The sequence below is a fragment of the Devosia sp. Root635 genome, from assembly GCF_001427605.1.
GTDB lineage: Bacteria > Pseudomonadota > Alphaproteobacteria > Rhizobiales > Devosiaceae > Devosia.
The window spans coordinates 52034-62889 of record NZ_LMGZ01000011.1 but is presented as its reverse complement, the minus strand read 5'-3'; the positions used below and the strand labels follow the sequence as shown (position 1 = coordinate 62889).

Here is a 10856-nt window from a genome sequence, read left to right as displayed (position 1 = left end):
TCATCGCATTGGCCAGAAAGATCATCGTCACTCTCAACGCCATGATGAAATCAAGAACCCCCTTCCACCCCTAAACTACAGTTGCCGGCTCAAGGCCGGGGTGACACCGGGGGTGGGGCGGCAGCGGCGCTAATCGATGTGCTCGAATACCGTTTCGCCGCCGACGACGGTGCGCATGACCTTGCCGGCGAGGCGGGCGCCTTCGAAGCTGGTGTTGCGGGAGCGGGAGCGGAGGTCGCGTTCGCTGACCTGCCAGGGATAGTCGAGATCGAAGAGGATCAGGTCGGCGGGGGCGCCCTTGGCGATGCGGCCTGAGGGGAGGCCGAGGATCTCGGCGGGGCGGCTGGTCATGGCACGGAGAATGGTCATGAGGTCGACATCGCCGGAATGATGCAGGCGCAAGGCGGCCGACAGCAGGGTTTCGAGGCCGATGGCGCCATCGGAGGCTTCGGCGAAGGGCTGGCGCTTGACCTCGGTATCCTGCGGATCGTGGTCGGAATGGATGGTGTCGATGGTGCCGCTGCGCAGGCCTTCGATGACGGCCTGGCGGTCATCTTCGGAGCGCAGGGGCGTGCCCAGTTTGAAGAAGGTGCGGTAGCGGCCGATGTCGTTTTCGTTGAGGGCGAGATTGTTGATGGAGACGCCAGATGTAACCGAGGCGTTACGCTTCTTGGCCGCTGCCATCAATTCGACCGAGGCAGCGCAGGAGATTTGCGCGGCGTGGTATTTCGCGCTGGTGAGGGCAGCGAGCTGGAGGTCGCGGGCCAGGGGGATGGTCTCGGCTTCGCGGGGAATGCCCTTGAGGCCGAGAATGGTGGCGAAGAGCCCTTCATTCATCACACCATCGCCGGTGAGGCCGCTGTCGGAGACGTGGTGGATGACGGTCATGTCGTAATTGGCGGCATAGCTCATGACGGTGCGGAGCAGGGCCGAGGACTGGATGGAGTGACGGCCATCGGTGAGGCAGACGGCGCCGGCTTCCTGCAGCAGGCCGAATTCGGTGATGTCCTGGCCGGCCAGGCCCTTGGTGATCGCACCGGCGGGGAGGACATTGACTTTTGAGGTCGCCTTGGCGCGGCGGATGAGGAAATCCACCAGGGCGCCATCGTCCACGACCGGGGATGTGTCAGGCATCATGACGAAGCTGGTGACGCCACCGGCAGCAGCAGCTTCGCCGGCCGAGGCGAGGGTTTCGCGATATTCCTTGCCGGGTTCGCCGGTGAAGACGCGCATGTCGATGAGGCCGGGCGCGAGGATCAGGCCCTTGGCGTTGACCACTTCGGCGCCTTCGGGGACGCCGACCGGAGCGCCGAGGGCTATGTCGGAGATGAGGCCGTTTTCGACCAGCACCGCGCCCTTGCCGTCGGTGCCGGAGGCCGGATCGATGATGCGGGCATTTTCGATGAGCAGGGGGCGGGTCATGGCGCGTTCCTCGCCGGGAGGAGGGCATTGAGCACGGCCATGCGCACGGCGACACCCATTTCCACTTGGTCGGTGATGACCGAGGCGGGGCCGTCGGCAATGGCGGGGTCGATCTCGACGCCTCTGTTCATCGGGCCGGGGTGCATGACGATGGCATCGGGCCTGGCGAAGCTGAGCTTTTCGGCGTCGAGGCCGTAGAAGCGGTAATATTCGCGGACCGAGGGGATCATGCGCCCATTAGCGCGCTCGTGCTGGAGGCGCAGCATCATGACCACGTCGGCATCCCTGAGGCCCTCGCGCATGTCGGTGAAGACCTCTGTGGCGAGGTGTTCGATGCCCGATGGCAGCAGGTTCCGCGGGGCGATGACGCGGGTGCGGACATTGAGGGCGCCGAGCAGCAGCAGATTGGAGCGGACGACGCGAGAATTGGCGATATCGCCGCAAATGGCGACGGTGAGGCCGGAAATGCGGCCCTTGTGATTGCGGATGGTCAGCGCGTCGAGCAGGGCCTGTGTGGGGTGTTCATGGGCGCCGTCGCCGGCATTGATGACGGCGCAGCCGACCTTCTGGCTCAGCAGTTCCACCGCGCCGGCGGCCGAGTGGCGGACGACGATGACATCGGGCCGCATAGCGTTGAGCGTGGCGGCCGTATCGACCAGGGTTTCGCCCTTGGTGACCGATGAGGTCTTGACCGACATGTTCATGACCAGCGCGCCCAGCCGCTTGCCGGCGATCTCGAACGAACCCTGGGTGCGGGTCGACGGCTCGAAGAAGAGGTTGATCTGAGTCTTGCCGGTTAGCGTGGGGTGGCTCTTGCGCTCCTGGCGGGAGACCGGAACCATGGCTTCGGCGCGATCGAGCAAATCGACGATCTCGTGCTGCTTGAGATCGGCGATCGAAAGCAGGTGCTTCTGGCTGAAAGGAGGGAAATCGCCGGAGGCGGCGGCCGACGAGGTGCTTTTGCTGGCGCGAGCTTGGGCCATGCGCTCCGATCCCTGATATTTGCTGCGGTCTAGCGGAGGGGAGCGGGTGGGGCAAGGCCCAGTGGTGTAAATTTACACTGGGATGACATCGTAGTTGGGGCTACCGCCGCAGGCGATCCAGGGCGCCCTGCAGGATGTAGCTGGCGGCGAGCTTGTCGACGACTTCGGCGCGGCGGTCGCGGCGGAGATCGGCCTCGATCATCATGCGGGTGACGGCTGAGGTGGAGAGGCGCTCGTCCCAGAAGGCGATGGGCAGGGCGGTCTTCTGCGCCAGGTTGCGGGCGAAGGCGCGGGTGGACTGAACGCGGGGGCCCTCCGAGCCATCCATGTTGAGCGGCAGGCCGAGAATGATGGCGGCGATCTGGTTTTCGGCAATCAGCACGAGGATGCGCTCGGCATCCTGGGTGAACTTGGTGCGCCTGATGGTTTCGAGCGGGGTGGCCGAATAGCGCATGCCATCGGAAATGGCGACGCCGATGGTCTTGGTTCCGAGATCGAGCGCCATGATGCGGCCGGCGGCCGGGATGTCGGCGAGGGGGTTGGCGAAGTCTTCGGAGGGCTCGTCGGTCATGGCTTCGTCCTATAGGGTGCGGGCCGGTTTGGCGACAGGAAAGCATGGATGAAACTCACCTGGTTCGGCGGGACGACGATCCGCATTCATATCGGCGGGGCGATTCTGGTGGTGGACGCCGAGGGTGCGCCCGATGGAATCGATGCGGCGGAGCTGGTGTCGGGGGCAGATGTGGTGATCGAGCGTTTCGGGGCGGCTTTGCCCGAAGTCGATGCGGCGCGCTGGAAGCCGCGCAAGGTGCCGCGGCTGCTGGACGAAGGCGATGCGCCGCCGGCGGTGGAGGCCTGGTCGGCGGGGGCGGGCGCGGTGCTGGTAGGTGCCGTCGGCGAGCCGCCGCTACTACTTTTGCAGAAGTACGACGTGCCAGAGCTGGCTGCATGGGCCGAAAAGGCTGTGATAGTTCTCTTTGGCGGGGAGCTGCGTGAGCGCACGGAGAATATGCGAGACGCGACTACGCCACGTCTCGTTGCGCTCGCTGGAACAGAGACAGACGTCGATGAGACCTTCGAGGCTCTTGAAGGTCGCGACCATGGTATGGGCATCGTGGCGCTGGAAGCCGGGATGGCATTGGAAATCTGATCCGGGCCATCAGCCATTTTCATTGTCTTTTTGGGCGCGCCATTGCTAATAACGGCCCAAATCGAGCCGTCCTGTTCTGGAGTTTCCCATGTCCGTCGACGCCGCAACCGTAAAGCGCATCGGGCGCCTGGCGCGCATCCGCATCGAAGAAAACGAGGTGGAAGCCTATCAGAGCGAGTTGAACGCCATTCTGGGCTTTGTCGAGCAATTGGGTGAAGTTAATGTCGACGGCGTCGAAGCCATGACCTCGGTGACGCCGATGACGCTGCGCCGCCGCGACGACGTGGTCAGCGATGGCGGTTACCCGGAAAAGATCGTCAGCAATGCGCCGCTGACCGAGGACAATTTCTTCATGGTGCCGAAGGTGATCGAATAGATGGCTGTCAGCATCGCCATCGAAACGCCTTTGCAGGACGATGTGCGTGGCCTCGTCGCCCGGCTCAACGACCATTTGCTGCCGCTGTCGCCGCTGGAATTCCAGTTCAAGATGACGGTGGAACAGATGGCCGGCAGCGACACGACGCTGTTCGTGGCGCGCGACGAGACCGGCCGGGCCGTTGGCATGGGCGCGCTGAAGCTGCATTCGGCTGAGCTGGGCGAGGTCAAGCGCATGTTCACCGACCCGGAGGTGCGCGGCAAGCGGATCGGTTCGGCGCTGCTTGAGGCCATTGTCGGGCTGGCGCGCGAAAAGGGACTGCTGACGCTGATGCTGGAAACCGGCACCGGTCCGGGCATGGCCGAAGCGCATCGGCTCTACACGCGGAGCGGCTTCGTGACCCGAGGGCCGTTTCTCGACTATCCCGACAGCGAATGGTCGGCCTTTTTCGAAATGAAGCTCAAGGTGGAGGCGAACGCATGAAAGCGATTCTGGTCGCGGCCGGGCTGTCACTGCTGGCAAGCGCCGCATCGGCGCAGGAAGACCTGGTCATCGACCAGACCCGGCTCTATGTCACCGACCCGGCAGCGTGCCAGGCATTGGAAAAGCACGGCATCGATGCCTTCATGGACCTGAATTTCCTGAGCCTCAGCTTTGAGGGCGGCATCCAGTCGATGGAGTTCCACTGCAATTTCTATGACATCAAGAGCCAGGCCAATACACCGGTGCTGCTGGTGGATGCGGTCTGCGAAATCCCCAGCGACCTTTATCCCGACATGCTGGCCATCGCGCCGCACGATGCCGGCGCCATCCGCGTTTCGTCCAGCAACGATGCCATGCTGGCCATGATCGGCGGCATCGAGCCGAACCCTGAAAGTCCCTATCCTGGGGGCACGACCATCTATCACCGCTGCGACAATCTGAGCGAGATTCCTGTTGACTGACCTGACCCGCCTCTCTCTGGCCGATGCCCGCAAGGGCCTCGTGGCCAAGAGCTTCACCGCCACCGAACTGACCAGCGCCTATCTTTCGGCCATCGAAAGGGCCAATCCGAGCCTCAACGCCTATGTGGCGGTGACGCCGGACAAGGCGCTCGACATGGCCAAGGCCAGCGACGCGAAGCTGGCGCAAGGGCAGGGCGGTGCGCTGGAAGGCATTCCGCTGGGCATCAAAGACCTGTTCGGCACCAAAGGCGTGCATACGCAGGCGGCCAGCCACATTCTAGACGGCTTCAAGCCGGAATATGAATCGACCGTCACCAGCAATCTGTGGCGCGACGGCGCGGTGATGCTGGGCAAGCTCAACATGGACGAATTCGCCATGGGCTCGTCCAATGAGACCAGCTATTACGGCCCGGTCATCAGCCCGTTCCGCGCCGAGGGCAGCAATGCCAGCCTGGTGCCGGGCGGCTCCTCGGGCGGTTCGGCGGCGGCGGTTTCGGCCTGGCTGTGCGCCGGGGCGACGGCGACGGATACCGGCGGCTCGATCCGCCAGCCGGCGGCGTTTACCGGCACTGTCGGCATCAAGCCGACCTATGGCCGCTGCTCGCGCTGGGGCGTGGTGGCCTTCGCCTCCTCGCTCGACCAGGCCGGGCCGATCGCCCGCACGGTGGAAGATGCGGCGATCATGATGACCTCCATGTCGGGGTTCGATCCCAAGGATTCGACCAGCGTCGACCTGGCCGTGCCCGACTTTGCCGCCGCGGTGGAGCGCGGCGTCAAGGGACTGACCATCGGCGTGCCGCGCGAATATCGCATGGACGGAATGCCGGCCGAGATCGAAAAGCTCTGGGCGCAGGGGCTGGAATGGCTCAAGGCCGAGGGCGCCACGGTCAAGGATATCAGCCTGCCGCACACCAAATATGCGCTTCCGGCCTACTACATCGTCGCCCCGGCCGAGGCCTCGTCGAACCTGGCGCGCTATGACGGCGTCAAGTATGGCCTGCGCGTTTCGGGCAAGGATATCACCGACATGTATGAACTGACCCGCGCCGCCGGTTTCGGCCGCGAGGTGAAGCGCCGCATCATGATCGGGACCTATGTGCTGTCGGCGGGCTATTTCGACGCCTATTACGTCAAGGCGCAGAAGGTTCGCACGCTGATCAAGAAGGACTTCGAGGACGCCTTCAATGCGGGCGTCGACGCCATCCTGACCCCGGCGACGCCATCGGCAGCATTCGGCGTGGGCGACGAGGCCCTGGCCGCCGATCCGGTGGCGATGTATCTCAACGACATCTTCACCGTGACGGTGAACATGGCGGGCCTGCCGGGCATCGCCGTACCGGCCGGCAAGGACGCCAAGGGCCTGCCGCTCGGCCTGCAGCTCATCGGCAAGCCATTCGACGAGGAAACGCTGTTCGCTGCGGGGCGGGTGATCGAAAAGGCCGCGGGTGGCGGGTTTGAGCCGAAGTCGTGGTGGTAGGAAACGGCTGGTGCCACGCCCTCGTGGTTCGAGGCTCGCGAAGGGCTCGCACCTCACCATGAGGGCTACTGGAACGCTGTGCCAAGAGTAGTCCTCATGGTGAGGCGGGAGCGTAGCGACCCTCGAACCACGAGGGCGTGGCAGGTGAGACACTTGATCCCCGCCGCATTCCGCCTTATTTGGCCCCAATGCACAAATTGAAATTGGTTGTGACGCCGCCGCGCGTGGCGTCTGGGCCGACAAGGGTTTCTCCGATGGCCGCTGACATCTTTACCTCGCTCGACTGGTCCGAGCCGCCCAAGGACATGAGCAAGCCGCTACAGGCGCTGTGGTGGCTCAAGAAGGGCGAGTTGCGCGTCGGCCCCGAATGGGAGCAGGCGCACACTATCGTCCAGGCGATGGAAGGCGTGCAGGCCTTCGACTGGGTGCATGCGCTGATGCACTGGATCGAGGCTGATATGGGCAATGCCGACTACTGGTATCGCCGTGCCGGCAAGCGCCGGGCGACGGCCAGCGTGGGCAGCGAATGGGAACACATCGCGGCCGCGCTGAGCGACGTCACGAAACACTAGGCCTCTGGCCGGGGTTGTCGGCCTTGCCGAAATGCCCGGCCAGGATCAGCACACCCGCCACCACATACCAGAGATTGTGCGACCAGGCGCCGATGCGCTCGATGACGCCGCGGCCAAGGCCGAGGTAGAATTCGAGCATGTAGCAGCCGAACATCGCCAATGAAACGAGGCCGGTGGCAATGGAATAGAGGGCGAAGGCGCGATGGCTGCGCCACAGCACCGAACCCAGCAGCAGGATGCCGAGGCAGGCGACGAAAAGCGTGAGGACGGCTCCGGCCAGATGCCCCTCAAGGAACACATCAACCGGGAAAATGCCGACCAGGATATCGCCGAGGCCGCTGCCCACGGCGAGCAGGCACAGGGCGGCGACGGTGAGCGGACCGGACGGCCACAGCCGCCGCGTCAGCCAGGCCCCCAGCATGATCAGCAGGCCGGCCAGCACCATGCCCCCATTGAACACCAGGTGCCGTGGCGAGCAGCCATAGCCGGTGACGGTGGTGTTGCAGTCGGTGACGCCGAGCAGGCTGATATCCATCTCGGCCAGCGAATAACCCGGATAGACGGCCTGGGCGATAAACTGGGCAATGAAGAACTCTGCCGTCAGCACCCAGAAAATGGCGCCCAGGCGAAACTGGCTGGTCATGATGATGCTCCCCCTCGATTGATAATCGGCGCCGGAGGCGGGAAATTGTCAATTGCAGGTCTCACGCCTTGGGGAGCGTTCCTCTTGAACGCATGAGCATCAGCTCACGCGGTGTCATCCCGGCACAGGCCGGAATGACACCGCGATTGAAGCCGGCTGCCAACGGCACCTACCGGTTGTCATACTCGCTGCGGACCAGTTCCAGGCCGCGGCGGGTGATGCGGTAGGGTTGGCCGCCGGATGACTTGATGGCCTTCCTGGCCTTGAGTTTCCTGAACAACATCAGGCTGCAATTGCTCATCAGCCAGCCATCGCGGTTAAAGAATTCAAGGCCGGTCACCTTGCCGGTTTCGGTCTTGAGCAGCACGATGCGGCCGCCCTGAGCCAGGGCGTGCAGCACCCGCTGTTCGTCTCGTGAAATATCCATGGGAAGTCAGTTGCCTGTAAGCGGCGGATCAGCGATCCGCGAACAAACATAGCCTCCCGACGGCATCACGCGCGGCGGGCGACTGGTTCATTCATGCCCCGTCGCCAATGGACGGGGCTTCAGGCGGTCTCAGACTGACTAGACATGCCGGTTTGATAGCGCCGGCTGGACGGATCGCGCAAGACTGCCGGTTGAAATCGTCGCCGGAGCGGTGCAAACCAGCAACAGCAAAACGTGACTGGAACCTGCCGTGACCACATCCAAATCGCCCGACGCCTGCGAAACCAAGGACGACGTCCGCGCCGAAATCGACCGAGTCGACCAGGCGCTGCTGGCCCTGTTCGCGGAGCGGCACCAATATGTGACGCGCATGGCGCAGATCAAGACCGACCCGCATGAGGCCCATGACCCGGTGCGCATCGAGGCAGTCATCGCCAGGGTCCGCGACCGCAGTTTGGCTCTTGATCTCGACGAGGATCAGGCCGAACTTGTGTGGCGGACCCTGATCGACTGGAACATCAACTACGAGAAGGGGATCATCGCGGCGCGGCGCCGCTAGGAGGCAATCATGGCGGGTATTTCCATTCGCAAGGCCGAGACATCGGATGCCCGCCGGCTGGCCGATATTGCCTATCGCGCCTGGGAAAGCGGGATTTTCCCGCTGCTGACCGAACAACCGGGCATGAAACAGGCCGAGCAGCGCCGGCTGGCCCAGGCGGTGGCCGAAACGCTGAGCCGGATCATCGTCGTCGAAGTGGATGGGATCGTGGTGGCCTGGTGCTCGCGCGCGGCGCGGCGGGCCTATATCCCCTATCTCTTCGTCATGCCCGAATTGCAGGGGCACGGGCTGGGCTCGATGCTGCTGCGGCGCATGGAAACCATGCTGGAGCTGGAAGGCGCCGAACGGGTGCAACTGGAAACGCCGGCCGACAATGTGCGCGCGGTGCGGTTCTACGAGAAGATGGGCTATCGGATATTGGCTTTGCGGCCGGACGGACGGGCGGCGCATGAGCCGTTCATGAGCGTGCACCTGGAGAAACGGTTGCAGCCGTTCGAGGGCGAGATCGAGGACGAGGATTGAGCCTTCTCTTCCCCTCGCCCCTTGTGGGAGAGGGATAGAAAATCCTCGTTCAGAGGATTTTCTAGGGTGAGGGGTGCTGGGTCATCCCATGCTTTGGGCCGAATGGATGGCGCATAGCCCCCCATCCGCCCTTTGGGCACCCCGGATCAAGTCCGGGGCAGGCTCTTCTCCCACGAGGGGAGAAGGGGAGCCGGTGACTGTTGCAACGCCGGGGCAACACCAGTAATCACTTACCTACCTTCCGCCTTGCCTCTCAGGACTCCCAATTGACCCTTATCGACACCCGCACGCCCAATCCCAAGAGCTTCATTGCCGGCTCGACCGGTGACTGGGAGGTCATTATCGGCATGGAAGTGCATGCCCAGGTGACCAGCGAGAGCAAGCTGTTCTCTGGGTCTTCCACGGAGTTTGGCAATCCGCCCAATTCAAACGTCAGTTTCGTGGACGCGGCCATGCCGGGCATGTTGCCTGTGATCAACGAGGAATGCGTGCGCCAGGCCGTGCGGACCGGGCTGGGGCTCAAGGCCGCGATCAACAAGCGCAGCGTGTTCGACCGCAAGAACTATTTCTATCCGGACCTGCCGCAGGGCTACCAGATTTCTCAGTTCAAGGACCCGATCGTCGGCGAGGGCAAGGTGCTGCTGGATATGCCCGACGGGCAGATCGAGATCGGCATCGAGCGGCTGCATCTGGAGCAGGATGCCGGCAAGTCGATCCATGACCAGCATCCGAACATGAGTTTCGTCGACCTCAACCGGTCCGGGGTGGCGCTGATGGAAATCGTCAGCAAGCCGGATTTGCGCTCGTCCGAGGAAGCCAAGGAATATCTGGGCAAGCTGCGCACCATCCTGCGCTATCTGGGCACCTGCGACGGCAATATGGAGCAGGGCTCCATGCGCGCCGACGTCAATGTGTCGGTGCGCAAGCCGGGTGGTGAATTTGGCACGCGCTGCGAAATCAAGAATGTGAATTCGATCCGCTTTGCCGGCCAGGCCATCGAATATGAGGCGCGGCGGCAGATCGACATTCTCGAAGACGGCGGCAGCATCGACCAGGAAACGCGACTGTTCGACCCCAAGCTGGGCGAGACGCGCTCGATGCGCTCCAAGGAAGAAGCGCATGACTATCGCTACTTCCCCGACCCGGACCTGCTGCCGCTCGAATTCGACGACGCGTTCATTTCGATGCTGGCCAAGGACCTGCCGGAGCTGCCGGACGAAAAGAAGGCGCGCTTTGTCGGCGATTACGGCGTGACGGCCTATGACGCCATGGTGCTGACGCTGGATCGCGAGACGGCGGACTATTACGAGAGCTGCGTCGCCTTCGGCGGCGGCAAGCGCGACGGCAAGGCCGTGGCCAATATCCTCAATGCCGACGTGGCGGCTTTTGCCAACAGCCAGGGGCTGGCGGTGTGGGAAACCCACCTCAAGCCGGGCCAGATCGCCGGCATCGTGGACCTCGTGGCAGCAGGGACGATTTCCTCCAAGGGCGCCAAGGACCTGTTGCAGGTCATCATCGCCGAAGAGCCCGAGGGCGAACCGGCCGAGATCGTCGAGCGCCGCGGCATGAAGCAGGTGACCGACATGGGGGCGATCGAAAAGATCGTCGACGAGATCATCGCCGCCAATCCCGATCAGGTGGAAAAGGTCAAGGCCAAGCCAACCATGATCGGCTGGTTCGTCGGCCAGGCCATGAAGGCCTCGGGCGGCAAGGCCAATCCGCAGGCGCTGAGCGACCTGATGAAGCAGAAGCTCGGCATCGAGTAGCCCAGCCGCCTCCGA

The 10856-nt window shown here is 63.7% G+C and carries 14 protein-coding genes; 9 read left to right on the top strand and 5 right to left on the bottom strand.

Features of this window, described 5'->3' with window-relative positions; all coding sequences use genetic code 11:
• Positions 1-129 precede the first annotated feature (129 nt).
• The 3 genes from pyrC to ruvX all read right to left on the bottom strand — a co-directional run bounded on the left by pyrC (position 130) and on the right by ruvX (position 2976).
• Positions 130-1422, bottom strand: coding sequence for a dihydroorotase (gene pyrC / locus ASD80_RS06640; protein WP_056230604.1), 1293 nt, complete (start codon positions 1420-1422; stop codon positions 130-132).
• Positions 1419-2405 (bottom strand): aspartate carbamoyltransferase catalytic subunit, encoded by a 987-nt coding sequence (locus ASD80_RS06635; protein WP_056230601.1) that lies wholly within the window; start codon positions 2403-2405, stop codon positions 1419-1421. Before ASD80_RS06635 ends, pyrC begins: the two co-directional genes overlap by 4 nt.
• Positions 2406-2505: 100 nt before the next feature.
• Positions 2506-2976: a Holliday junction resolvase RuvX gene (gene ruvX, locus ASD80_RS06630; protein ID WP_056230599.1), complete on the bottom strand. Its 471-nt coding sequence runs from the start codon at positions 2974-2976 to the stop codon at positions 2506-2508.
• A gap of 48 nt (positions 2977-3024) precedes the next feature.
• On the opposite strand from ruvX, the gene ASD80_RS18715 reads away from it, so the two are divergent.
• The 6 genes from ASD80_RS18715 to ASD80_RS06600 all read left to right on the top strand — a co-directional run bounded on the left by ASD80_RS18715 (position 3025) and on the right by ASD80_RS06600 (position 6924).
• Positions 3025-3555 (top strand): hypothetical protein, encoded by a 531-nt coding sequence (locus ASD80_RS18715; RefSeq protein ID WP_056230597.1) that lies wholly within the window; start codon positions 3025-3027, stop codon positions 3553-3555.
• A gap of 88 nt (positions 3556-3643) precedes the next feature.
• Positions 3644-3931, top strand: a complete 288-nt coding sequence (gene gatC / locus ASD80_RS06620) for an Asp-tRNA(Asn)/Glu-tRNA(Gln) amidotransferase subunit GatC (RefSeq protein ID WP_056230595.1) — start codon at positions 3644-3646, stop codon at positions 3929-3931.
• A complete protein-coding gene (locus tag ASD80_RS06615) occupies positions 3932-4414 on the top strand; it encodes a GNAT family N-acetyltransferase (protein WP_056230593.1) in 483 nt (160 codons plus the stop codon).
• Positions 4411-4875, top strand: a complete 465-nt coding sequence (locus ASD80_RS06610; protein ID WP_056230592.1) for a hypothetical protein — start codon at positions 4411-4413, stop codon at positions 4873-4875. Before ASD80_RS06615 ends, ASD80_RS06610 begins: the two co-directional genes overlap by 4 nt.
• Positions 4868-6352, top strand: a complete 1485-nt coding sequence (gene gatA / locus ASD80_RS06605; RefSeq protein WP_056230591.1) for an Asp-tRNA(Asn)/Glu-tRNA(Gln) amidotransferase subunit GatA — start codon at positions 4868-4870, stop codon at positions 6350-6352. The genes ASD80_RS06610 and gatA overlap by 8 nt, the downstream gene beginning before the upstream one ends.
• A 254-nt stretch (positions 6353-6606) precedes the next feature.
• Positions 6607-6924 (top strand): hypothetical protein, encoded by a 318-nt coding sequence (locus tag ASD80_RS06600; RefSeq protein ID WP_056230589.1) that lies wholly within the window; start codon positions 6607-6609, stop codon positions 6922-6924.
• Here ASD80_RS06600 and ASD80_RS06595 read toward each other — a convergent pair.
• Entirely contained in the window at positions 6911-7567 is a 657-nt protein-coding gene (locus ASD80_RS06595) for a DUF998 domain-containing protein (protein WP_056230587.1), read from the bottom strand. The two genes, ASD80_RS06600 and ASD80_RS06595, sit on opposite strands and share 14 nt — an antisense overlap.
• Positions 7568-7736: 169 nt before the next feature.
• Positions 7737-7994 carry a YjhX family toxin gene (locus ASD80_RS06590; protein ID WP_056230585.1) on the bottom strand — a complete coding sequence of 86 codons (258 nt, stop codon included), beginning with the start codon at positions 7992-7994 and terminating at the stop codon, positions 7737-7739.
• A gap of 250 nt (positions 7995-8244) precedes the next feature.
• On the opposite strand from ASD80_RS06590, the gene ASD80_RS06585 reads away from it, so the two are divergent.
• From ASD80_RS06585 to gatB, 3 genes are all read left to right on the top strand, one after another.
• Positions 8245-8553 (top strand): chorismate mutase, encoded by a 309-nt coding sequence (locus ASD80_RS06585; protein ID WP_056230583.1) that lies wholly within the window; start codon positions 8245-8247, stop codon positions 8551-8553.
• Between the two features lie 9 nt (positions 8554-8562).
• Positions 8563-9075 (top strand): GNAT family N-acetyltransferase, encoded by a 513-nt coding sequence (locus ASD80_RS06580; protein ID WP_056230581.1) that lies wholly within the window; start codon positions 8563-8565, stop codon positions 9073-9075.
• Between the two features lie 347 nt (positions 9076-9422).
• The gene (gene gatB / locus ASD80_RS06575; RefSeq protein WP_413813364.1) at positions 9423-10841 is read left to right on the top strand and encodes an Asp-tRNA(Asn)/Glu-tRNA(Gln) amidotransferase subunit GatB; all 1419 of its coding nucleotides are present in this window, start codon (positions 9423-9425) and stop codon (positions 10839-10841) included.
• The last annotated feature ends 15 nt before the right edge of the window (positions 10842-10856 follow it).